18 protein-coding genes are annotated in these 22,812 nt (G+C 71.4%); 11 read left to right on the forward strand and 7 right to left on the reverse strand.

What is annotated here, in order from left to right; translation table 11 throughout:
* The first annotated feature begins 130 nt into the window (after positions 1-130).
* The 3 genes from ACIODU_RS04625 to ACIODU_RS04635 all read left to right on the forward strand — a co-directional run bounded on the left by ACIODU_RS04625 (position 131) and on the right by ACIODU_RS04635 (position 6,206).
* Positions 131-1,531, forward strand: coding sequence for an FAD-dependent oxidoreductase (locus ACIODU_RS04625; protein ID WP_401763852.1), 1,401 nt, complete (start codon positions 131-133; stop codon positions 1,529-1,531).
* Between the two features lie 339 nt (positions 1,532-1,870).
* Positions 1,871-3,571, forward strand: a complete 1,701-nt coding sequence (locus tag ACIODU_RS04630; protein ID WP_401763855.1) for a ThuA domain-containing protein — start codon at positions 1,871-1,873, stop codon at positions 3,569-3,571.
* Positions 3,572-3,653: 82 nt separating this feature from the next.
* Positions 3,654-6,206 (forward strand): PQQ-dependent sugar dehydrogenase, encoded by a 2,553-nt coding sequence (locus tag ACIODU_RS04635; protein WP_401763858.1) that lies wholly within the window; start codon positions 3,654-3,656, stop codon positions 6,204-6,206.
* 68 nt (positions 6,207-6,274) lie between these two features.
* Here the strand turns inward: ACIODU_RS04635 and ACIODU_RS04640 are convergent, their stop codons facing one another.
* Together ACIODU_RS04640 and ACIODU_RS04645 are read right to left on the reverse strand one after the other, a co-directional pair.
* A complete protein-coding gene (locus ACIODU_RS04640) occupies positions 6,275-7,693 on the reverse strand; it encodes a DEAD/DEAH box helicase (protein WP_401763861.1) in 1,419 nt (472 codons plus the stop codon).
* 148 nt (positions 7,694-7,841) lie between these two features.
* Positions 7,842-8,273, reverse strand: a complete 432-nt coding sequence (locus ACIODU_RS04645; protein WP_401763864.1) for an excalibur calcium-binding domain-containing protein — start codon at positions 8,271-8,273, stop codon at positions 7,842-7,844.
* A gap of 194 nt (positions 8,274-8,467) precedes the next feature.
* Here ACIODU_RS04645 and ACIODU_RS04650 point away from each other — a divergent pair, with 194 nt between their 5' ends.
* Positions 8,468-9,475: a methyltransferase gene (locus ACIODU_RS04650; RefSeq protein ID WP_401763865.1), complete on the forward strand. Its 1,008-nt coding sequence runs from the start codon at positions 8,468-8,470 to the stop codon at positions 9,473-9,475.
* Between the two features lie 120 nt (positions 9,476-9,595).
* On the forward strand, positions 9,596-10,414 hold the full coding sequence (locus ACIODU_RS04655; RefSeq protein ID WP_401763867.1) for an LLM class flavin-dependent oxidoreductase: 819 nt from the start codon (positions 9,596-9,598) through the stop codon (positions 10,412-10,414).
* A gap of 42 nt (positions 10,415-10,456) precedes the next feature.
* Here the strand turns inward: ACIODU_RS04655 and ACIODU_RS04660 are convergent, their stop codons facing one another.
* Complete coding sequence (locus ACIODU_RS04660) at positions 10,457-11,041, reverse strand: TetR/AcrR family transcriptional regulator (protein ID WP_401763870.1); 585 nt, start codon at positions 11,039-11,041, stop codon at positions 10,457-10,459.
* A 141-nt stretch (positions 11,042-11,182) separates the two neighbouring features.
* Positions 11,183-12,025, reverse strand: a complete 843-nt coding sequence (locus ACIODU_RS04665) for an alpha/beta fold hydrolase (protein WP_401763873.1) — start codon at positions 12,023-12,025, stop codon at positions 11,183-11,185.
* Between the two features lie 264 nt (positions 12,026-12,289).
* Here ACIODU_RS04665 and ACIODU_RS04670 point away from each other — a divergent pair, with 264 nt between their 5' ends.
* Positions 12,290-12,913, forward strand: coding sequence for an RraA family protein (locus ACIODU_RS04670; RefSeq protein ID WP_401763876.1), 624 nt, complete (start codon positions 12,290-12,292; stop codon positions 12,911-12,913).
* Between the two features lie 200 nt (positions 12,914-13,113).
* Here the strand turns inward: ACIODU_RS04670 and ACIODU_RS04675 are convergent, their stop codons facing one another.
* Positions 13,114-14,046: an SDR family oxidoreductase gene (locus tag ACIODU_RS04675; RefSeq protein ID WP_401763879.1), complete on the reverse strand. Its 933-nt coding sequence runs from the start codon at positions 14,044-14,046 to the stop codon at positions 13,114-13,116.
* A 200-nt stretch (positions 14,047-14,246) separates the two neighbouring features.
* Between ACIODU_RS04675 and ACIODU_RS04680 the strand changes: the two genes are divergently transcribed.
* The 4 genes from ACIODU_RS04680 (at position 14,247) to ACIODU_RS04695 (ending at position 19,637) form a co-directional block, all read left to right on the forward strand.
* Positions 14,247-14,912 (forward strand): NAD-dependent epimerase/dehydratase family protein, encoded by a 666-nt coding sequence (locus ACIODU_RS04680; protein ID WP_356419312.1) that lies wholly within the window; start codon positions 14,247-14,249, stop codon positions 14,910-14,912.
* Between the two features lie 229 nt (positions 14,913-15,141).
* A complete protein-coding gene (locus tag ACIODU_RS04685) occupies positions 15,142-15,975 on the forward strand; it encodes an undecaprenyl-diphosphate phosphatase (protein WP_356419309.1) in 834 nt (277 codons plus the stop codon).
* A 163-nt stretch (positions 15,976-16,138) separates the two neighbouring features.
* The gene (locus ACIODU_RS04690; RefSeq protein WP_401763882.1) at positions 16,139-18,145 is read left to right on the forward strand and encodes a hypothetical protein; all 2,007 of its coding nucleotides are present in this window, start codon (positions 16,139-16,141) and stop codon (positions 18,143-18,145) included.
* A 4-nt stretch (positions 18,146-18,149) separates the two neighbouring features.
* On the forward strand, positions 18,150-19,637 hold the full coding sequence (locus ACIODU_RS04695) for a branched-chain amino acid ABC transporter substrate-binding protein (protein WP_401763885.1): 1,488 nt from the start codon (positions 18,150-18,152) through the stop codon (positions 19,635-19,637).
* A 53-nt stretch (positions 19,638-19,690) separates the two neighbouring features.
* Here the strand turns inward: ACIODU_RS04695 and ACIODU_RS04700 are convergent, their stop codons facing one another.
* Positions 19,691-20,524, reverse strand: coding sequence for an alpha/beta fold hydrolase (locus tag ACIODU_RS04700; RefSeq protein WP_401763887.1), 834 nt, complete (start codon positions 20,522-20,524; stop codon positions 19,691-19,693).
* Positions 20,525-20,711: 187 nt separating this feature from the next.
* Positions 20,712-21,128, reverse strand: a complete 417-nt coding sequence (locus ACIODU_RS04705) for an ATP-binding protein (RefSeq protein ID WP_356419298.1) — start codon at positions 21,126-21,128, stop codon at positions 20,712-20,714.
* 404 nt (positions 21,129-21,532) lie between these two features.
* Between ACIODU_RS04705 and ACIODU_RS04710 the strand changes: the two genes are divergently transcribed.
* Positions 21,533-22,798 carry a SpoIIE family protein phosphatase gene (locus ACIODU_RS04710; protein WP_356419295.1) on the forward strand — a complete coding sequence of 422 codons (1,266 nt, stop codon included), beginning with the start codon at positions 21,533-21,535 and terminating at the stop codon, positions 22,796-22,798.
* Positions 22,799-22,812 lie beyond the last annotated feature (14 nt).

The raw sequence follows: 22,812 nt of genomic DNA on the forward strand, positions 1-22,812 counted from the left end.
CCGGAGCTTTGATGTCCCCACCGCCGCGTGGCTACGCTCGCCGAGCGTCACAGCACGGACCACAGCACGGACCACAGCAGGGACCCGATCCGATCCGTCCTGACCATCGCGCCCAGGGGAAGAGCCGCTGATGACCGAATCGCCCATATCCGTCTTCGACCGGCTGGTCAACGTGGGGCCTGCCACGCCCGCCCGTCCGACACTGGACACGGCCTGTGTGCTCGGCGGCAGCGTCGCGGGGCTGCTGGCGGCCCGGGTGCTCGCCGATCACGCGCGCCGGGTGGTCATCGTCGAACGCGACGAGACCGGCACGGAGGGCGGGTCACGTCCGGGTGTGCCCCAGGACCAGCAGGTGCACTCGCTGCTGCCCGCGGGACGGCTGTGGATCGAGCGGTGGCTCCCCGGATTCACCCAGGAGGCACAGGACTTGGGCGCGGTCCTCGCCTCCCCGGAACAGGCCCTCACCTGCTTCGACGGCCATCCGCAGGCGCCCGGCGGGGCGCACGCCCTGCTCGGCGCGAGCCGGCCCTTCCTCGAATCCCGTCTGCGCGCCAGGGTCCTGGCGCTGTCCAACGTCTCGACCGTACGGGGCCGGGCGACCGGCCTGCGGTACCGGGACGGTGCCGTCAGCGGCGTCCGCCACACCACGGGCCGGGGGGAGGAGATCCTGGAGACGGACTTCGTCGTGGACGCGATGGGCCGTTCCAGCAGGTTGTCGGAGTGGGTCCACGGCGACGGCTACGACAGGCCGCGCCTGGAGCGGCTGCGATCCGGCATCAACTACGCCTCCGCGCTTTTCGAGCGCTCCACCCCGGCCGAAGACCTGTTGGAGGCCTGCTCGTTGGTGGTGTACTCACCCCCGTATCCGGGCGGCGGCATCGGCGTGGCCGCGGTGAACGCCATCGAGGACGACAAGTGGCTGGCCCTGCTGGTCGGCTTCGGGGAGGACCGGCCGGGCGGTTCGGTGGAGGACTTCCGCGCGGCGTGCGAGGAACTGCCCCCGATCTACCGGGAGGCCGTGCGCGGAGCCGCGCCGCGTGAGGTGCTGACGTACCATCAGGCCGACAGCCGGCGGCGCGGTTTCACGGGCCTGGACCGCTTCCCGGCCCGGCTGGTGAGCGTGGGTGACGCTGTCGCGTCCTTCAACCCCGTCTACGGACAGGGCATGTCCTCCGCCGCGCTCCACGCCTCCTGCCTGTCCGAGTTCCTCCAGGGCGACCCTCGACTCGACGAGCAGGCAGCGGAGTTCTTCCGGTTGCAGGAAGTGGTCGTGGACGCGGCGTGGGCCGTGTCCGCCGGGGGTGACGCGGCACGGCTTGACGCGGAGAACGGCGTCGAGGTGCCGGAGGAGGTACGGCACCAGCGCTGGGCCCTCCAGCAGGTGATCCGCGCGACCGTGCTCGACGGCGGCATCGCCAAGGCGTTCAACAACGTCTCCTTCATGCTCCGCCACCCCTTCACCCTGGCCGACCCCCACCTGCTGGAACGCGCCGTGGCAGCCAACCGGACGGCACTCACCGGCGGCCGCTAAGGCACCGGGCGCGGCCCGCCGCCACCCGGAACACGCCCCCGGTGCGGGCCCCCCGGAAGGGAAGCGGCCCGCACCGGGAGGGTCGGCGTGACAGGGTCGTATCCCGATCTTGGCATGGACGCAACAAAGTTGCGATACTTCGACGCCGCCCCTTGACCCTCCCAAACCTCCGATGTTCACTCGTGGGGCCACGTACTCGTACCTCCACCGGCGCCCCAGGGCGCACCGAGAGAGGACTGAACTGTGCGCCTCCTGTCCCGCGTCGTGACCGTGTTCCTTCCGCTTGTCCTGCCGCTCGCCGTCCTACCCCAGGCCGCTCAGGCGTCCCAGGCGGCTCAGATGTCCCGTACCACCTCGGTCTCGACCGCCCTCCCCGCGCCGGTCCCGCGCAGCGCCCCCGTCCCTTCCGCCGCGCCCGCCGCCCCGCTGACCAGCGTCCTTGTCTTCTCCAAGACCGCCGGCTTCCGGCACTCGGCCATCGCGGCCGGCATCGCCGCCGTACGGCAACTCGGCGCGGCCAACGGCTTCTCCGTCACCGCCACCGAGGACGCCACCGCCTTCACCACCGCCAACCTGGCCCGCTACCAGGCCGTTGTCTGGCTGTCGACCACCGGGGACGTGCTCAACGCCGCCCAGCAGACGGCCTTTGAGTCGTACATCGCCTCCGGCGGCGGCTATGTCGGCGTGCACGCCGCCGCCGACACCGAGTACGACTGGCCCTGGTACGGCGGCCTGGTGGGCGCCTACTTCGCCTCCCACCCGGCGACCCAGCAGGCGGCGGTCAAGGTCGAGGACCGCGGCTCGCCCTCCACCGCGCACCTGCCGCAGCGCTGGACGCGGACCGACGAGTGGTACAACTACCGCGCCAATCCCCGCTCCGCCGTGAAGGTGCTCGCGAGCCTGGACGAGACCTCGTACACGGGCGGCAGCATGGGAGATCATCCGATCACTTGGTGCCAGAACTACCGGGGCGGCCGGTCCTGGTACACCGGTCTCGGCCACACCGAGGAGTCGTACGCCGACCCCGCCTTCACCACCATGCTGCTCGGCGGCATCCGGACCGCCGCCGGCGCCGTCCCCGCCGACTGCCGCCCGGAGAACGGGTACACGCGGCTCTTCGACGGGACGCAGAGCAGCCTGGACCGGTGGCGGCAGGCGGGCCCCGGCGGCTTCTCGCTCGCCGACGGCACCCTCACCTCCGTCGGCGGCATGGGGCTGCTCTGGTATCCGGTGACCCCCTTCAGCGACTACTCGGTCAAGGTCGACTGGATGATGCCGGGCGACGACAACGGCGGTGTGTTCATCGGCTTCCCCGACCCGCAGGGCGATCCGTGGCGGCCGGTCGACCTCGGCCACGAGATCCAGATCGACGCGACCGACGCCGACCCCTCCCGTACCACCGGCAGTGTCTACAGCCTCAAGGCCCCGGACACGGCGGCCCGTGCCGCCGCGCTCAACCCGCCCGGGACGTGGAACAGTTACGAGATCGCCGTGCACGACCGGCGGGTCGAGATCCACCTCAACGGCGTGAAGATCAACGACTACACCAGCGCCCGCGACATCGCGACCGGGTACATCGGCGTGCAGAACGACGGCGCCGGGATGGACATCAACTACCGCGACATCAGGATCAGGCAGGACGGCGCCCAGAGCACCGACCTGGCGCGTGGCCGGCCGGTCACGGTCACCAGCGTCGAGCCCGGCAGCGCGCACGTGGGGGCCAACGCCGTGGACGGCGACCCCGCCACCCGGTGGGGCAGCGCCTACACGGACCCCCAGTCGATCACGGTGGACCTCGGGTCCGTCCGTACCGTCGACCAGGTCCGGCTCACCTGGGAGACCGCCTACGCCAGGGCGTACACGGTCCAGGTCTCAGCGGACAACGCGACCTGGCGCACCGTTTCCACCACCACGGCGGGCGACGGCGGGCTCGACACCGTCCCGGTGGGCGCCACCGCCCGGTACGTACGGGTCCAGGGCACCGCCCGTGCGACCCAATGGGGCTACTCCCTCTGGGACTTCGCCGTCCTCGGACGGTAGGCCCCGGATCACCCGCGCCGCCCCGGAACCGCGCCGCCCCGGAACCGCACCGTCCCACCCGCGATCGGCCCATGGAGGTGCCGTGTTATCGCGCACTCGTTCCCTGCTCGCCGCGCTCCTGACCGTGTCCGCACTGCTCCTCGCGCCCCAGGCAACCGCCGTACCCCCACTGACCGCCGCACCCAAAGCGACCGCCGCATCCCAGACAACTGCCGCAGCCCAGTCGGCCGTCGACCCCAAGACCGCCGCCGCGCCCCCGCCCGCCAGCGGGTTCGAGAAGGTGAAGCTCGACGGCGGACTCCCGATGGGGGAGCCGATCGAGCTGGCCGTCCTGCCCGACGGCAAGGTCCTCTACATCAACCGCGGCACCACCGACGGCGGCGGCCAGGTCCGCGTCTACAACCCGGCCACCAAGGCGACCACGGTCGCGCTGACCGTCCCGCTCGACGCCCGGTTCGAGGACGGGCTGATCGGCATCACCCTGCACCCGAGATTCGCGACCACCGGCTGGGTCATGCTGTTCTACTCCCCGAAGGTCACCCCGCTGGTCAACCGTATCTCCCGGTTCACCTTCAACAGCGCCACCAACACGATCGCCCCGGCCAGCGAGGACATGATCATCGAGTGGCGGACCGAGCGCGAGCTGTGCTGCCACTCCGCCGGATCCATGTCCTGGGACACCGCGGGCAACCTGTACTTCGCGGTCGGTGACAACACCAACTCCGGCGGCGACGCGGCCGGCATGGCACCCATCGACGAACGCACCTCGCGCAACCCCCAGTACGACGCCCAGCGCACCTCGGGCAACGCCAACGACCTGCGCGGGAAGATCAACCGGATCCACCCCGAGGACAACGGGACGTACACCGTCCCCGACGGCAACCTCTTCGCGAAGGGAGCCGCCGGTACGCGACCCGAGGTCTACGTCATGGGCGTACGCAACCCGTACCGCGTCTGGGTCGACAAGAAGGCCAACAACACCCTGTACTGGGGCGAGGTCGGTCCCGACGCCGGGGCGACGATTCCCAACCGGGGCCCCGCCGCGTACGACGAGTTCAACCGCGCGACCGGCCCGGGCAACTACGGCTGGCCGTACTGCGGCGGCCCCAACGTCAGTTACAACGACTGGGACTTCGCCGCCAACGCCCCGCGTGGCTGGTTCCCCTGCGGCGGTTCCACCGGCCCCGTCAACAACTCCCCCCGCAACACCGGCATTCAGCAGCTCCCGCCGACCAAGCCCTCCCTCGTGTGGGAGCAGCACGGCGGTAGCAAGGAATGGCCCCAGCTGGACACCCCGGGAGGCTGCGGCTCGCCCAACCACACCGAGGTCTACCACTACGACCCGAACCTGAACTCCGACGTCAAGTGGCCCCAGTACTACGACAACAAGCTGCTGATCTCCGAGTACTGCCGGAACTGGATCAAGGAAGTGCAGTTCAACAACGGCAACCCCTCCACCGGCACCCCCACCGCCATCGAACCCGTCCTCGACGGCATGCGGTTCGTCCACCCCATCGACTCCGAGTTCGGCCCCGACGGCTCGCTCTACCTGCTCGAATACGGCAGCGGCTACTTCTCGGGCGCGGAGGACGCGGGACTCTACAAGATCAATTACGTGCAGGGCGGCCGGTCACCCCTGGCCAAGGCGTCCGTGAACCGGGACAACGGCCTCGCCCCGCTGGCCGTGACGTTCTCCAGCGCCGGCAGCAGCGATCCGGACGGCAATCCGCTCACCTACGCCTGGGACTTCACCAACAACGGCAGCACCGACTCGACGGCGGCCAACCCGTCGTTCACGTACACCGCCAACGGCAGTTTCCAGGCCCGGCTGACCGTCAGCGACGGCACCGGGCGCAGCGGCACCACCACGATCCCGGTCGTGGTCGGCAACAACCGTCCCACCCTCACCATCGGCGCCCCACCGGACGGTGCCACGTTCGAGTGGAACGAGAACGTCACCGTGACCGCCTCCGCGACGGACCCGCAGGACGGGACCGTCGACTGCTCGAAGGTGATCGTCCGGGTCGCGCTCGGCCACCAGGAACACGCCCACGAGGTCGCGGAGGGCACGGGCTGCTCGATGACCTTCAACACCGGCCCGATCCACTCCGGGCTCGACGCCACCCAGTTCTACGTGGTGCGCGCGACCTACACCGACCAGGGCGCCCCGGGCACGGTCGCGCTGACCGGGGAACGCCAGCAGACCCTCTGGCCCAAGCGCTGGCAGGCCGAGCACTTCGCCCAGCTGTCGGGACCGCAGATCATCACCGCCGCCGGGGCGGAGGGCGGCAAGCGCCTCGGAGACGTACAGAACAACGAGTGGGTCCGCTACCACCCGGTGAGCCTCAAGGGCATCACCGGAGTCAGGGCGCGCGTCTCCTCGGACAAGGCGGGCAACGTCGCCACCTTCCGGTACGACTCCGTCACCGGCCCGGTGCTCGCCCGCGTGACCGTGCCGAACACGGGCGGCTGGGAGACGTACACCGAGGTCAGCGCGGCGATCACTGGCGCGGTGGACGCCCCGAGGGACCTCTACGTGGTCTTCACCGGTGGCTCGGGAGCCATCCTGGACCTGGACAGCTACACGTTCACGGGCCCGGGGGTGAGCCGCCCGCCGACGGCACGCGCGGACTGACGATTCCGTACGGGCCGGGCCGCCTCCGCGAAGGGGGCGGCCCGGCAACGGGGGTTCACGACCGCCTGTCAGCGCGCCTTGCGCACCTGCGCGGCCCGTCGCGCCTCCGCGGTCTTCCGGGCATCGGCGGCCTTGCGGGATTCCTTCGGAGGACGGCCCGTACGGTTGCCCATGCCCCGGAAGGGGATACTGCCGGTCTTGCCCCTGTCGCCCACCGGAGGCCGCTTGGCCCCGGTGATGCTGGTCAACTGCTCCTCGCCGGACCGGACCTGAGTGATCGTCGGCCGGATCCCGGCCTCCGACATCATCTTGTTCACGTCGCGCCGCTGGCCTGGGGTGACCAGGGTGACCACCCGGCCCGACTCGCCCGCCCGCGCCGTGCGCCCGCCCCGGTGCAGGTAGTCCTTGGACTCGGCGGGCGGGTCGACGTTCACCACGAGGTCGAGGTGGTCGATGTGGATGCCGCGCGCGGCGACGTTGGTGGCCACCAGCACCGTGACCTCCCCGTCCTTGAACTGCGCGAGCGTGTGCGTCCGTTGGGGCTGCGACTTGCCGCTGTGCAGGGCGGCGGCCCGGATGCCGCTGTCCCGCAGGTGGCGGGTGAACTGGTCCACACCGACCTTGGTGTCCAGGAACATCAGCACCCGCCCGTCGCGGGCCGCGATCTCGGTGGCGGTGGCGTACTTGTCGGCCGGATGGACGTTCAGTACGTGGTGTTCCATCGTGGTGACCGAGGCCGCCGCGCGGTCGACCGAGGCGAACACCGGGTCGTGCAGGTACTGCCGTACCAAATGGTCGACATTACGGTCGAGCGTGGCCGAGAACAGCATCCGCTGCCCGTCGGGCCGCACCTGGTCCAGCACCTCCGAGACCTGCGGCAGGAAGCCCAGGTCGCACATCTGGTCCGCCTCGTCCAGAACGGTGATCCGTACCCGGTCCAGGTGGCAGTCCCGCCGTCCGACCAGGTCCGCGAGCCGTCCGGGCGTCGCGACCACGATCTCGGAGCCGGCCTTGACCTCCGCCGCCTGCCGCGAGATCGACAGCCCGCCGACGACGGTCGTCAGGCGGAGCCCGAGCACCTTCGCGTACGGTGCCAGCGCGTCGCTCACCTGCTGGGCCAGTTCCCGCGTCGGTACGAGGACCAGCCCGAGGGGGCGCTTCGCCTCGGCGCGCCGGCCCGCCGTACGGACGAGGAGCGCGAGCCCGAAGGCGAGCGTCTTGCCCGAGCCGGTCCGCGCCCGGCCGAGGACGTCACGGCCGGCCAGGGCGTCCGGCAGGGTGGCCGCCTGGATGGGGAACGGCTCCCGCACCTGGAGCCCGGCCATCGCCGCCAGCAGCTCGGCGGGCAGGTCCAGCTCGGCGAAGGACCGGGCGGGCGGCAGACCGGGAACCACCGTCTCCGGTACGGACAGCTCACCCTGCGGCGCGGCGGCCCGGTCGGTCCGGCCGGCACCGGAGCGCCCGGAGGCTGACGGCTTCGCGTTCATGGGGGAACCTTCCTCGGTCTGACGCCCGGAACGCCCCGGGGCCCGTACCGCGTGAGGTACGGGCCCCGGCGACGTCGAAGCGTGCCCCTATTTTACCAGCGCGCGACACCTCACCGGCCGGGCAGTGGGCGCCCCTCGCTCCCGGCCCCTACTCGCAGGCGACTCCGTCACCGTCGCGGTCCAGGTGGGACCCGTAGCCGGGGTCGCCCCGGCGGATGGGGGCGGCGCCGGCGGCGCGGACGGCGGTGCAGTTCGCGTAGTAGGTCGAGGAACTGTCGTCCCCACCGGAATCGTCGCCACCGGAATCGTCACCGCCGCCGCCTGCGGCCGGCGCCACCGTGACGCGCACCGTCTTCGTCCTGGTGACGGTCGGAGCCGGCTTCGCCTTCGCGGTCACCGTGGTGGTCACGGCGGGCTCGGGCGTGTCGGTGGGCGCCACCGATTCCGTCCGCGTGGCGGTCACGGTCGCGGTGGGCCCCGGTTCCGACACGGCCACGTCCTCGGTTTTCTCCGTACCGCCACCGGCCCCACCGATGCCGATGCCGAGGCAGAAGAGCAGGAACGCGGCCGGAAAGAGCACCCGCTGACGGCGCCGCCGTTCGGCGGGGGATGCCGAGGGGGCGGGGGAGGTGGCGGGCCGTTCGACAAAGGTGCGGCGATAGTATTACGATCGTAAGTAAATGACCGGGGTACGGGGTCCCGGGACCGGAGTGGCGGCCCGCGTGAGGCTCGCGCCCCCGGTGTGTTCCCGATGTGAAGATCAGGAAGAGAACCATGACCGACACCGCACTGCCCCCGGCCGCGCGCATGCATGAACTGCTCACCGGATTCCAGGTCTCCCAGGCCCTGTTCGCGGTCGCCGAACTCGGCGTGGCGACCGCGCTGCTGAACGGTCCGCGCGAGGTCGACGACCTCGCGGCGGAGGTCGGCGCGGACGCCGACGCGCTCGGCAGGATCATTCGCTTCCTGGCGCAGCACGGCGTGTTCCGCACCTTCGACGGCACGGTCGAGATCACCGATCTCGGGCACACCCTCGCCGAGGGCCCGGCCGACTCCCTCCGTGACGTCGCCCGGTACTTCCGCCGGACCCACTACGCTCCGTTCGGCGATCTGCTCGACACGGTACGGACCGGTGAGCCCGCCGCGACCCTGTTCCTCGGCAAACCCTTCTTCGACTGGATCGACGAGAACCCCGAACTGGCGGCACTCCAGAACGAGGCGATGGCCGGATTCACCCAGAATGCCCGCGGCGACCTGCTGACCGCCTACGACTTTCCCCGCGACGGGACCATCGCCGACATCGGTGGAGCAGACGGCACTCTGCTGACCGAGGTCCTGGCCGCCCATCCCGGCGCCCGGGGCATCGTCTTCGACCTGCCGAGCAGTGTGTTCGCCGCGCGGCCCGTGATCGAGGCGGCGGGACTCTCCGAGCGCGTGGACATCGTCGCGGGAGACTTCTTCCAGAGCGTGCCCGCCGCGGATTTCTACATTCTGTCGGCCGTCCTCCAGGACTGGGACAATCCCTCCGCCCTGCGCATTCTGCGCAACGTCTCGGAGGCCGCGCCGGCCGGCGCCCGGCTGGTTGTCATCGACATGGTCGTGCCCGAGGGCGACGCGCCGCACCCGACCAAGATGATCGACATCACGATGCTCGGCATGCTCGGCGGCCGCCAGCGCAGCGAGACCGAATGGCGCCAACTCCTCGCCGACGCGGGCTTCACGCTCCGGAGGACGGTCACCGGTTCCGGCTCCTACTCGGCGCTCGAAGCGGCTCTTGCCTGACTCCGGACTTGGCGCGGGCTCCACGGGACGCGCGCTCCGCACCGGCCTCACTCATCATTCGAACGGATTGGCGGTACAGCTGTGAAGATCGGAATCGGGCTTCCGAATCAGGTGCGCGATGTGGATCCCAGGGTGATCCCGGAATGGTCGGTACGTTCCGAGGAAGCGGGTTTCTCCACGCTGGCGACCGTGGGCCGGACCGCGTATCCAGGAGTCCTGGACACCGTGGCGCTGGCCGGTGCGGCGGCCGCCACCCGCACGATAGGGCTGAGCAGCAACATCATGCTGGCCACAGTCTGGCCCCCCGTTCTCCTGGCGAAGGAACTGGCGGGAATCGACGGCATGTCCGGGGGCCGCCTCACACTCGGGGTGGGGATCGGCGGAAACCGTCCCGACGACTTCGTGGTGGACGGCCTGCCGCCCCAGGGTCTCGGCAAGCGCATGGACCACGACCTGGACGTCTATCACCGCGTCTGGCGCGGCGAACCGGTGGGGGAGGGCGTCAACGCGGCCGTTCCCGCCGGAACGCGGGCCGTTCCCCTGCTGTTCGGCGGCCTGGCTCCGGTGGCGTTCCGGCGGATGGCCGCCTGGGGGCAGGGCTACATCGCGGGAAGCCTGCCCGCTCCCGCGGTGGTTCCGTTCTTCGACGCGGCCAGGCGCGCATGGGCGGAGGAGGGACGGGAAGGGGCGCCGAAACTGGTGGCCATCGCGTATTTCGCCTTCGGGGACATCCGCCGGGGCAAGGACAACATCCGGGACTACTACGCCGCCATCGGGGCCGAATACGCCGAATCGGTCGCGGAATCCATCAGCGTCGGGGGCGACGCGGTGAGGGCCGCCGCGGAAGCGTTCGCCGCGATCGGGGCGGACGAGCTGATCTTCCACCCCGCGCTGGCGGACCCGGACGAGATCGAGAAGCTCGCCGAGGCCGTCCTGTGAGCCGGTGGTGGGGAGGCCCGTGCACCTCCGCGTGACGCTGGTTCAGTTCGGCTGATCGGCGCTCCGTACCGCGAGGACGTTCCGCAGGCCCTGCTCCAGCACGGCGTCGGCGAGTTCCGGGTCGGACAGCGCGCGGGACAGCTGGAGCGTTCCGACCATCATGGCGAAGACACTGAGCGTCTTCACGCGTGCCGCCTCCGGATCGTCCGGCGCCGAGCGCGCGTTGAGGCCGTCGATGATGGCCAGGAGGCCCTCGGTGTACGCCTGCTTGGTCGCGTCGGTGGAGCGTCCGATCTCGTCGAGCAGGGCGGCGGAAGGGCAGCCCTCACCCGGGTTGTCGCGGTGCCGCACCGAGAGGTATTCGCGCACGACCTGCCCCGGCCCGCCGTCGGACGCCTGTGCGGCGAAGCTCTCGCGCTGCGCTCTCAACTGGTCGGCGACCGCGTGGGTGACCAGGTCGTCCTTGGAGGCGAAATGGGCGTAGAACGCGCCGTTCGTCAGTCCCGCGTCCGACATGAGCGCGGCGATTCCGGAGCCGTCGATGCCGTCGCGCTTGAACCGGCGGCCCGCTCTCTCGATGATGCGCTGCCGCGTCGCCTGCTTGTGCTCTTTCCCGTATCGCGCCATGCCTTCCCCCAATCCCGGGGAGGGCGCGCCCGCCCTCCCGTACCCTTGCGTAATATTACAAGTGTACGCTCATGGGAGGGCGGGCCTCGGCCTCGTCGGTGCCGGTGAGGGAGCCGGTGCCGGAGCGGGAGCCGTTTTCGCTCAGTCGGCCAGGAAGTTGGTCACCTCGGTGACGAACGCTTCCGCGTGCTGGAAAAGGAAGCCGTGTCCGGCGTCGCTGTAGAGCACGAGCACGGCCGAGTCGAGATGCTGGACGGCCACATAGGACGCCAGGGCGGGGATCATCACGTCCTGGACCCCGTTGGCGTAGAGAACGGGCTGCTCGATGCTCTCCAGGTGGGAGCGGGCCTCGTCGAACGGGACCGACTGGAGCTTCGCCACGGCGGTGAGCTGCCCCCTGGCCGCCTCGTCGGAAATGGCGGGGCCCCCGGCCCGGAGCCGCGTCGAGACGTTGGCGAGGTGCCGCTGCCCGGCGGCCCGCCCCGCGTCGGTCTCGGGGAAGAAGAGATAAAGCACGTCGTCCGGCGCGCCGCCGCCGGGCTTGTCCATGATGGCGCGGACTCTGTCGCTCATGGCCGGCGCGCCGGGCACGGGGGCGCCGGGGCTGCTGCCCGCCACGATCAGCCTGCGCACCAGCTGGGGGCTGCGCCGCACCACGTACTGGGCGACGATGCCCCCCAGGGACCAGCCGAGCAGATCGACCCGCGGCAGGCCCAGCGCCCGGATGAATTCGACGGCACCGTCGGCGAAGCCCTCGGCGGAGTCGCGCGGGTGGCCGGTGGTGTAGCCGATTCCGACGTTGTCGAACACGATCACGTCATGGTCGGCGGCCAGGCGGTCCAGGAAGTGCGGGTCCCACCAGTCGATGGTCCCCCGGAAGCGGGTCAGCAGGACGAGCGGGGTGCCGCCCCGCGGACCCATGCGCCGGTAGGTGAACCGGGCGGACGGGCCTTCCACGGTGAGGTTCTCGGCTGCGTCTGCCACGTACGTACTCATGCGGGTTCGCCTTCTGGTCGTGGTACGAGGGGCGCGCCCGGACCGGCGGCGTCCGCCGGAGGCCCGGGCGGGGGAGGAGCTGTCCCGTCACTCATTGTCTTACGATCATAATTCTAAAGCAAGACCGCAGCCCGCCCGCCCTCCGGGCCGAAGGCCGGCAGGGTTCTCCTCCCTCCGTACTTCGGTAGGCTCGACCGCCGTGCGTCACCCCCCTTCCGCCTCAGGAGGGGCCGCCCGGACGAAGGAAGAGCCATGGACGACGTCAACGGATTCCAGAGCATCCCGCCGACCACCCTCGCCGACGTGCTGGGGCGTGAGCAGGTCATGGACATCGGCGTCCGCCCGCTGTGGCCCTCGGCCCCGCGGGTGGCCGGTCCGGCGTTCACCGTGCGGTGTCCTCCGGGGGACAACCTCATGCTGCACGCGGCCATCTACCGCGCGGAGCCGGGCTCCGTCGTCGTCGTGCAGGCCGGTGACGTGGACTACGCCGTCGCCGGGGGGAACGTGTGTGCCATCGCCCAACGGCGGGGCATCGCGGGGTTCGTGGTGGACGGGGTCGTCCGAGACCTCGCCGAGGTGCGGGAGATGGGGTTTCCCGTCTTCGCCCGGGGCGTCATCCCCGTCCCCGGGGCCAAAGCGGCCATCGGATCGCTCGATCAGCCGGTGCGCTGCGGCGGGGTGGACGTACGGCCCGGTGACGTGGTCGTGGCCGACGAGGAGGGCATCGTCGTGGTTCCCCACGCCCGCCAGGAGCGCGTACTGCTCGACGCCCGCGCCGCGTTGGCCAAGGAGGCCGGCGAATCCCTCGACATGTGGGAGGCGGCGCACCGCGCCAGGATCGACCGGATCCTGGCGGACAACGGCTTCGAGGGCTGACCGGGAGACAACGGCTTCGAGGGCCGACCGGGGCGGTGTGCCGGTGGTGGTGATCCACTGGCCGGTGAACCAGCCGCCGGCCAGCACCGTCAGGACGAGGAAGACGTCCACCGGGACCTTCCCGACGGTCGGCGCCGGCAGGGCCTCCCCGACCGCGACGGACACGTGACCCTGCGCGCCCGCCGTCACCCAGCAGCCGGTCAGTCCCCGGAGCCGGCGAAGACGACCCCCGTCAGCTCCTCCGAGGCCGTCCACAGCCGCGCCGCCGTCCGTGCGTCCCGGGCCCGGGCGGGGATCGTCGCCCGGGCGGGCGGACCTGAGAGCTCCGCGAAACCCGCCGGCCCGTAGTAGGCGCCGCCCTCCGCCCGCCCGGCCGTCGCGGCGAAGAACGGGAGCAGGGACGCCCGCGCCACGTCGTTCCCCAGTCCCGGCAGCCGGTAGATCCGGGTGCTGAGCCGGGCCAGGAGACCCGCGCGGTGGCCATCGAGAGTCGGTCCCGTCACCTGGAGGCGGGTAACCACACCACCGGGGTGGGCGGCGTTGCTGCTGATGCCCCACCCCCGCAGCCGGCTGCGCCGGTCCAGTTCGAGGGCGAAGACCAGTTGGGCGAGCTTGGACGTGCCGTGGGCGGCGTACGGGTGGTACGTCCCGCCCTGGAGATCGTCGGGAGAGAGACGGGCGGTACGGGCCGTGAGGCTGGCCATGCTCACGACCCGGCCGCCCGTCTGCCGCAGCAGGGGCAGGAGCAGTCCCGTGAGGGCGAAGTGGCCCAGGTGGTTGGTGGCGAGCTGGAGCTCGAAGCCGTCGGGGGAGAGCGTCCGCCGCGGCGGGGCGAGGATCCCGGCGTTGTTGACCAGGTAGTGCAGCGGCCGGCCTTCGGCGTTCAACCGGTCGCACAGATCCCTGACCGAGGCGAGCGAGGCCAGATCGACCTCCTCCACGCGCACCGGGCCGCCGAGGCGCCGCGCGGCCTCCCGGCCCCTCGCCGTGTTCCGTACGGCCAGGACGACCTCGGCGCCCGCCCGGGCGAAGCGGCGGGCGACAGCGAAGCCGATGCCGCTGTTGGCCCCGGTGACCAGGGCCAGGCGGCCCCGCAGCTCGGGGGCGGGGCCGAGGGGGAGGGCCTTGCTCATCTGGGACTCCCGGTGGGGCGGGCGCGGACGGACGAGCCCTCAGAGTGCCCCGGACGGGCGGGTCCGGCGGCCCACCGACACGACGACGGCGTGGCGTCCGGTCCGCGCGTCATGGCTACGCTGCCCCTGCCCAGCCGGATGGTTGGGCGGGCGTGTGGACTCGTACGCGCCCGCGCCGCGTCACACGAGGACGGTCGAACGTGAAGGTCATCATCTTTGGGGCGTCCGGCATGGTCGGGCAGGGTGTCCTGCGCGCCTGTGTGCGGGACGAGCGGGTCGAGAGCGTGGTCCTGGTGGGCCGTACGAGGACCGGCGGGCACCCTCCCCAGGTCCGCGAGATCGTCCACGACGACTTCACCGACTTCACCGCGATCGAGGACGAGCTCTCCGGGCTCGACGCGTGCTTCTACTGCCTCGGCGTCTCCTCGTCCGGCCGGAGCGAGGACGAGTACCGCCGTATCACCCACGACTACACCCTCGCCGCCGCCCGGGCTCTGGCCCGCCGCAGCCCCGGTCTGACCTTCACGTACGTCTCCGGCGAGGGCACCGACAGCACCGAGCGCGGCCGGAGCGCGTGGGCGCGGGTCAAGGGCCGTACCGAGAACGAACTGCTGGCCATGGACTTCCCCGCCTACATGTTCCGGCCCGGGTACATCCGGCCCCTCCACGGGGCGAGGTCCAGGACGGCCGTCTACCGGCTGATGTACGGCCTGACCTCCTGGCTCTACCCGCTGCTGCGCCGCCTGCTGCCCGCGCACGTGACCACGACGGAACACCTGGGCCGGGCGATGCTCGCGGTGGTCGCCCTGCGGGGTGCCGGGCCGCGTGTGCTGTACAGCCCGGAGATCAACCGGCTGGGCGCCTGACTCCCGGGGGGATACGGAGAGGCGCGCTGCCGGGAGTACGGAGAAACGTTCCCGGGGGGTACGGAGACACGTTCCCGGAGGTACGGGGACACGCTGCCGGACGGCCGGGAGCGTCGCGGCCGCCGGCATCGTCTACAGTGCAGTAGACGTACAGACAGGCGGACCCGCGGGCGATCGGCGCCCGTGGTCTCCGCCGACGTACCCCTCGAACCCTCCGGAAAGAGATCCGATGAGCGTGATCAGCGTCGGCCAGGCCGTCATCCTCGGCGCCGTCGAAGGGGTGACCGAGTTCCTCCCGGTCTCCTCCACCGGCCACCTGAAGATCGTCGAGGGCCTGATGGGCATCCCGGTCGACCACCACGCCGTCATCGGCTTCTCCGCCGTCATCCAGGTCGGCGCCATCGCCGCCGTGCTCGTCTACTTCTACAAGGACATCGTCAGGATCCTCACCGCCTGGGTCACCGGCCTGCGGGAGCCCGAGGAGCGCTACCACCACGACTACAAGTTCGCCTGGTGGGTCATCTACGCCACGATCCCGATCGTCCTGGTCGGACTGGCCGCCAAACCACTCATCCAGGGCCCGCTCGCCTCGCTGTGGGTGGTGGCGGCCTCCCTGATCGTCGGCAGCGGTGTGATGTGGGTGGCCGACCAGATGAGCCGCCACAAGCGCGGCGAGGACGACACGTCGTTCAAGGACGCGATGCTGGTGGGCAGTTCACAGATCCTCGCCCTCCTCTTCCCCGGCTTCTCGCGGTCCGGCGCCACGATGTCCACCGCGCTCCTCCTCGACCTCGACCGCGTCGCCGCCACCCGCCTGTCGTTCTTCCTCGGCATCCCCGCCCTCACCGGCGCCGGCCTCTACGAGCTGAAGGACGCGCTGGGCGCGGGGGTCGGCGCCGCCCCCCTGGTCGCCGGGACCCTCGTCTCCTTCGTCGTCGCGTACGCCTCCATCTCCTGGCTGCTCAAGTTCGTCGCCAAGCACTCCTTCAACGCCTTCGTGATCTACCGAATCATCATCGGAGTGCTGCTCCTCGGCCTGCTGGGCACCGGCGTCCTCAGCTGAGGCCGCCGCAGGCCCGGCACCGGCGGCCCCTCCGCCGTGCCTCCCGGGGCCGGCGAAACGGCAACACACGTGACGTGACGGGTACGTCCCGCCTACCGTGGGCAGTCGCGGGACGTTCTACCGTCACGGGGGCGCACGGCGGGCCGCGGAGGGGGGATCCGTCATGGAGTCCGGGAGCGGTCTGGGCCTGCGCGGCCGCAGCGGCATCGTGTCGCTCGTCGACGAATGCCTGAAACAGCCGCCCACCGCCGACCGCCCGGTCACGATGCTGCTCGGCCCGCGCGGCAGCGGCGCCAGCGAGGCCCACAGCGCCCTGATGGAGCACTTCGGCCCCGACCACCCCTTCGCCTACGTCAACTTCGGCGGTACGCAGTCGCTGCTGCCGCGCTACGCCCTCGCCCTGCTCGCCCGCCAGCTGGAGCGCAAGCTGCCCCGGTACGGCCGCTCCCGCTTCCCGCTCCTCAGCCTCGGACTGCTCGCCTCGGACGAGGAGCTGAACATCCGCGGCATGGCCCAGGGCCACAGCATGGCGCAGGGCCGCCGGGCGGTGCAGCGCCAGCTCGACCACTTCCAGCAGGCCAACGAAGCCCGGCACGGCGACTACCTCGCGGCGTTCTTCGAGGTCGGCATGGGCGCCATCGGCGTCCCGGAAGGCGCCTCGTCCGTCGCTCTCGCGGTGTTCCAGGACGCCCTGCGGCGCGGCCGGCGGCTGCCCGTCCGCGGCCTCGTCGGCCGGCTCACCGCCGGCGCGCACTGGTTCGGCGCGCACCCCCTGATCCGCAGCGGCGACCGGTGGGAGGCGCTCGTCGAGCTCAACCTGTGGCGCCACGACGGCGACGAACAGCAGCAGGAGCGGCTGGACCGGGTGCTGTTCTCCGCGTTCCTCGAAGACCTGCGCCGCAACACCGCGCGCAACTTCATGCCCCGCTCGCACCTCCTCCTGCTGGACAACACCCACGCCCCGTACGGCAGGCGCTTCCTCGACCTGCTCGTCCGGGCCCGTCACGACGACACGGTCGTGACGGGCGGCGACTGCGACCCGCTCACGGTCGTCGCCAGCTCCAACCGCTGGCTGCCCCGCTGGGGGCCGGCCACCGGCGACGCCTGGCCGTGGCAGCTGCGCGGCCCCGACCGCGCCTCCCTCGCCGACTGGCACACCTACCGGCCCACCCGGGACGGCGAGGACACCTGGTGGTATCCGCTGCGGCTGCGCGACCTCAACCTCGACGAGGTGCGCATCCGCATCGAACTCCAGCTCGGCGGGCACCCGGAGCTGGCGCCGTACACCCGCCTCACCCCCTTCGTGCACCGGCTCACCGGCGGCCTGCCGCGCGCGGTGCAGCAGATCCTCGACGTGTTACGCCAGTCGGGCGCCCCGTCCGAGTCCGGACCCGACCAGGACCGCTGGCTGCGCAAGCTCCCCGACCGCCAACTCCGTACCGGCGAGGTCAGTTCGACCCTCGCCGAGACCGCGCTCGGCCATCTGCTGCGCGGCCTCGACCCGGTCGAGCGCGCCATGCTCGCCGAGTGCGCCGCCGCTCGCGACCTGTCGGTGGGGACACAAGTCCTCGGCCACGGCGAGGAGTTGTTCGGCGAGATGCGCTCGCGCTGGCTGCTGGCGGGGCCGGGCACCTTCGTCCCCACCCTCCACCCCTGGCTGCGGCGCCTGCTGCTGTGGGAGCTCGCCCGCCGCCCCGACGACTGGGACATGGCGCACGAACTGCTCGCCGAGCACTACCGGTCGGAGGGCCGGCCCGTCCAGGAGATGTACCACCAGCTCGCCCTGCACCGCGTGGACGACGTGGCGGACCAGCTGCTGCGGCGCTTCACCGCGGTGCCCGCGGCGCAGTGGATCAGCGAGTTCGACACGGTCACCTCGGCCCCCAACCGCCTGCCGGACGAGGGCGGTCCGCTGGAGCTGCTCGCCGCGCTGGGCTCCGGGCGCGCGCCCGCCCGGGCCGTGGACGCGGCCTCCCTGATCCAGGGTCTGGTCGTCGCCCGGTGGGTGTGGAGCGATCCGCTCGCCGACCCCGGGATGCGGCTGGCCCATCTGATCGCCGAGGGGTTCACCCAGCTGTCCCAACTCCGGAGGAACGACATCGTGCCCCTCTTCAACGAGGCGGAACGGTACCGGCATTGGCGTCATCCGCAGACGACGGGGGAGGTCTGATCCGATGGTCAGAATCGAATGGCCGCTGCACATCGTGCGCCGGGTCGTGCTCGCGGCCGTCGCCGCCGCGGTCCTCGCGGTGGGCGGCTGGTTCGCGGTGTCCTGGCTGGAGGACAGCAGGGCGCGGTGCGGCGACGGCGTGGTGAAACGGGGGGAGGACAAGGAGTGTGTGGGGGTGACGGACGGCGCGTACGTCTTCCGGGGCCACCTCACCCAGGTCGAGAAGGCCATCGAGAAGGAGAACGACCGGATCGAGAACAGCGGTGAACCGTACGTCAGCGTCGCCTACATGACGTCCCTGACCCTCGACGGTACGGACAGCAACTCGGACGAATCGGTACGGCACGAACTCCAGGGCGCCTACCTCGCGCAGTACCGCCACAACCGGGGCGACCTGGCCGCGTCCCCGAAGATCCGGCTCCTCATCGCCAACACCGGTGGCGGCTCCGACCATTGGCGCTACACCGTCGGCGAGCTGGTCAAGCGCAAGAGCACCGACGACAGGCTGGTCGCGGTCACCGGCCTCGGCCCCAGCACCGACGAGAACCGCGCGGCCGTCGACCTGCTGTCGACGCGGGGCATCGCCATGGTCGCGTCCACGATGACGGCGACGAGCATCAAGGACATACACAACTTCGTCCGGGTGTCGCCCACCAACGCCGACGAGGCGTACGCCGCCGCCGCGTACCTCAAGCGGAAGAAGTTCCGTACGGCCGTCGTCGTGCAGGACGCGGCGAAGGGCAATCTCTACGCGACCACCCTGGGCTCGGAGTTCACCCGCGCCTTCCCGGACCTCGCCACCGGTCACCGGCTGGTCGCGGAGAAGATGACGTACGACTCGTCGGTGGCCAACGCCTGGGAGAGCGAGATGAACTTCATGTCCTCGCAGCTCTGCGACGAGGAGCCCGAGGTCATCTACTTCGCCGGGCGCGGCACCCACCTCATGCGGTTCCTCGGCGCGCTGTCCAACCGCGCCTGCCAGGACGTCGAGTTCACCGTGATCGCCGGGGACGACACCACGAACCTGACCCGGGAGCAGCTCGCCGCCGCCGCGAAGACCCAGGTCGAGGTGCTCTACACCGGCCTGGCCCACCCGGACATGTACCGCACGGACCCGAAGGCGGTCTCGGCGCCGTCCGCGCGGTACTTCGCCGAGGGCGGCTTCCTCGACACCACCTTCCCCAACAACTCACGGGAGGACGGCCAGGCGATCATGGCCCACGACGCCGTCCTGACGGCGGCGAGAGGGATCCAGATGGCCGCGGGACAGGGGAAGGTCACCGTCACCGGAGACGCGGTGGCGCGGATGTTCCACCAGATGAACGGAGGCCAGCAGGTGGCCGGGGCCAGCGGCTTCCTCTCCTTCCAGAACAACGGGAACCCACGCGACAAGGCCGTCCCCATTCTCCGGCTGACCGCCACGGGACGGGCGGAGTTCGTGGAGGTCTCGGCCGCGCGCGGAAGGCCCCGGGAAGGCGGTGAAGGCCGCTGACCCCGGGACCCGACACGGGCGGCCCGGGCGGCCGCCGGGCCGGGCGGAGCCGCTCAGTCCGCCAGGAAGTCGAGCAGCGCCGGATTGACGATCTCCGGGTGCGTCCAGGCCACGTTGTGCGGCCCGCCGTCGACCGTGACGAACGTCAGGTCCTCGATGAGCGGCGGCAGCCGTTTCGCCGTGTTGTCGTACGGCAGGATCCGGTCCGCGGTGCCGTGCACCAGCAGCGTCGGCACGTCGAACTTCGGCAGATCCGCGCGGAAGTCCGTCAGCCACGTGTCCACACACGCGTACGCGGAGTGGGCCGAGGCCGCCACCGCCATGTTGAAGCTGTTGTTCCACGCCTGGTCGCTGATCCGGGTCCCGCCGAACTGGTCGACGTTGTAGAAATTGTCCAGGAACGTCTTGAAGTACGCGGGCCGGTCCGCGACCACCGCCTTCTTGATGTCCTCGAAGACCGACCGGTCCACCCCCTCGGGGTTGTCGTCGGTCTTGAGGAGGAACGGCGGGATGGCGCCCATCAGCACCGCCTTGTCGACCCGGCCGGAGCCGTACGTGCCGAGATACCGGGTCACCTCGCCCGTCCCCATCGAGAAGCCGACCAGGCTCACCTCGGGGAACGCGAGATGGTCGAGGAGGGCGTTGAGGTCGGCGGCGAACGTGTCGTAGTCATGGCCGGTCACGGGCTGGCTGGAGTTGCCGAAACCCCGCCGGTCGTACGTGATCACGCGGTACCCGGCCTCCAACAGGACGCGCTCCTGCTTCTCCCAGGAGTGCCCGTTCAACGGATAGCCGTGGATCAGGACGACCGGCCGGCCGCTGCCGTGGTCCTCGTAGTACAGGTCGATGGGGCCGCTGTTCTCCTGGCCGACGTTCACGAACGGCATAAGGTGCCTGCTCTCTGCTCTCGCCGCCGGACGGCTGCCCCGTGGCACCGTGCAGGCCGCGGAGCACGCATGCCCTGCTGCTGGACGTCATGAGCTTCTGGTACGGCGGAGCCGCTTCCCCATGCCGACGGGCCCGGCCCCGGACTTTCAGTGAACGCCCCTCGGTGGGGCCCCGCCACCGGAGCCCCTACACACCCGGGTGGCGCATCGACGCCCGTACGATCTTCCCGGCGTCGCCCAGGGGCACCACGCTCACCTCGGCCAGCCGGTTGACCAGCGGCCAGCCGTACCCCCCGGGAAGCCACTGCCCCCGGTGCTCCTTGGTGACCGGCGGCACCGGGCTCGCGTCCTGCACCACGATCTCCACCACACCGGGCCGGGCGGCGATCCGGAACGCCGTCACCCCGCCGGCGTGCCGCACGGCGTTCGTCACCAGCTCCGACACGACCAGCAGCACATCGGCGCGTACGGGCTCGGGCGCCGCGTGCCCGTCCAGGAAGGAGCGCGCCAGCGCGCGGGCCTCCGCCGCGTCCGCCGGGCGCGCGTCGAACCACAGCGGTGCTCCCGTGACGGCGTTGTCCGCTCCGTCGTCGACCGTGGTCATCCCCGCACCCCCGTACGCGGCCGTCGTGCGAGCCGATGAGTACCTGTGTCTTCTCTGTGTCTTCCGTGTGCCCCACGAGTCACCACGTGACCCCCCGTCCGCGTCACCGGGTGACCCTCGTCACCGGACCGCCGACACGAGGTCCGCCGAAGAGCATCGCATGTTTCACGTCATTCTCGCCGTCGGATTCCTCACAGTGCCACAGCCCCCACCGGGCGCCGCCACCCCCTCCACCGCGTGTCGCCGCCCCCCTCACCACGTGCGCCCACCCCCTCCCCGATCCCGTACCGTCCCCCGGAAGTGGTGTGCTCCCGACACGCCCGGAATGATGCTCCGGTTGTCGCATATGCTTCCGCCCGGAAACGACGCCGTGAACCCGCGTCGTACGCATGAGGGGGTGGAGTGTGGTCGAGTTGCCCGTTGACCTGTCGTCGCGTCCCGTGCAGGTGCGCCGGACACGGGGAACGGTCCCCGCGCAGGACAACACCGCGCTCGACGGCGATGCGCCGCACGCCGTCGGTACGGAGATCCTGCTCGTCGAGGACGACTCCGGTGACGCGCTGCTGGTCGAGGAGATGCTCGCCGACAGCGACCTGGACTCGTCGCTGACGTGGTGCAAGTCGCTCGCCGAGGCGCAGCGGTTCCTCGACGGCTCCACCACCCCCGTGTGCGTCCTGCTCGACCTCCACCTGCCCGACGTCCACGGCCTCGACGCCGTCACCCGTATCGTCCGCACCGCCCCCGACGCGGCCATCGTGGTGCTCACCGGCACGGCCGAGGGCGAGGCCGGCCTCACGGCCGTGGCGACCGGCGCCCAGGACTACCTCGTCAAGGGCCGCCTCGACCCGGAGACCCTGAGCCGCGCCGTCCGCTACGCCCTCCAGCGCAAGCAGGTCGAACGGACCACCGCGGCCCTCCGCGTCAACGCGCTGATGGCGCAGGAGAACGCCCGGCTGGAGCGCGGGCTGCTGCCCGTACCGCTGCTCCGGGACGACAACTTCCAGGCGATCGCCCGGTACGAGCCGGGCCGCGCCCACGGCCTGCTGAGCGGCGACTTCTACGACGTCGTGCAGACCGCCGACGGCACCGTGCACGCGGTCATAGGCGACGTGTCCGGGCACGGGGCCGCGGAGGCCGCCCTCGGCGTCTGCCTGCGGGTCGCCTGGCGCACGGCCGTGCTGTGCGGCACCGAACAGCTGGAGCAGGTGCGCCTGCTGGAGGAGATCCTCGTCGCGGAGCGCGCCGACCCGCACGTGTTCGCCACGGTCACCTCGCTCGACTTCGATCCCGGCGGCCGGGCCGTACGCGTCGTCCGGGCCGGGCACCCGGGTCTGCTCGTACGCCACCACTCCGCGGTGGACTGGGAGGAACCCGAGGTGGGCATGGCCCTGGGGCTGCTGCCCGGTCTCGGCCGCTGGAGCAGGACGGAGCTGGAGCTGCCGTCCGGCGGGCAGGTCGTGGTCTTCACCGACGGGCTCTTCGAAGGCCGTACGGGACCGTCGTCCCGCCTCGGCGAGGACGGGCTGCTCGCCCTGGCCAGGAAGCACGGCACCCTGCCGGCCCACGCCTTCGTGGACGCGCTGGTGGACGAGGCGGCGGAGGGAGCGGCGCCGTACGGCGGACTCGCGGACGACGTGGCCGTACTTCATCTCGGTTGGGGCACACGGTGAGATGTGCCGGCGTG

Origin of the sequence: Streptomyces sp. NPDC088261 (assembly GCF_044740805.1) — a bacterium.
In the GTDB taxonomy this organism is placed as follows: Bacteria; Actinomycetota; Actinomycetes; order Streptomycetales; family Streptomycetaceae; genus Streptomyces.

What these genes read in the sequence shown, in the direction of transcription:
- ACIODU_RS04695 (WP_401763885.1), top strand. Translation starts at nt 18,150, where the DNA reads ATGGTCAGAATCGAATGGCCGCTGCACATCGTGCGCCGGGTCGTGCTC.
- ACIODU_RS04705 (WP_356419298.1), bottom strand. Translation starts at nt 21,128, where the DNA reads ATGACCACGGTCGACGACGGAGCGGACAACGCCGTCACGGGAGCACCG.
- ACIODU_RS04625 (WP_401763852.1), top strand. Translation starts at nt 131, where the DNA reads ATGACCGAATCGCCCATATCCGTCTTCGACCGGCTGGTCAACGTGGGG.
- ACIODU_RS04660 (WP_401763870.1), bottom strand. Translation starts at nt 11,041, where the DNA reads ATGGCGCGATACGGGAAAGAGCACAAGCAGGCGACGCGGCAGCGCATC.
- ACIODU_RS04685 (WP_356419309.1), top strand. Translation starts at nt 15,142, where the DNA reads ATGAGCGTGATCAGCGTCGGCCAGGCCGTCATCCTCGGCGCCGTCGAA.
- ACIODU_RS04650 (WP_401763865.1), top strand. Translation starts at nt 8,468, where the DNA reads ATGACCGACACCGCACTGCCCCCGGCCGCGCGCATGCATGAACTGCTC.
- ACIODU_RS04630 (WP_401763855.1), top strand. Translation starts at nt 1,871, where the DNA reads ATGTCCCGTACCACCTCGGTCTCGACCGCCCTCCCCGCGCCGGTCCCG.
- ACIODU_RS04690 (WP_401763882.1), top strand. Translation starts at nt 16,139, where the DNA reads ATGGAGTCCGGGAGCGGTCTGGGCCTGCGCGGCCGCAGCGGCATCGTG.
- ACIODU_RS04670 (WP_401763876.1), top strand. Translation starts at nt 12,290, where the DNA reads ATGGACGACGTCAACGGATTCCAGAGCATCCCGCCGACCACCCTCGCC.
- ACIODU_RS04700 (WP_401763887.1), bottom strand. Translation starts at nt 20,524, where the DNA reads ATGCCGTTCGTGAACGTCGGCCAGGAGAACAGCGGCCCCATCGACCTG.
- ACIODU_RS04675 (WP_401763879.1), bottom strand. Translation starts at nt 14,046, where the DNA reads ATGAGCAAGGCCCTCCCCCTCGGCCCCGCCCCCGAGCTGCGGGGCCGC.
- ACIODU_RS04640 (WP_401763861.1), bottom strand. Translation starts at nt 7,693, where the DNA reads ATGAACGCGAAGCCGTCAGCCTCCGGGCGCTCCGGTGCCGGCCGGACC.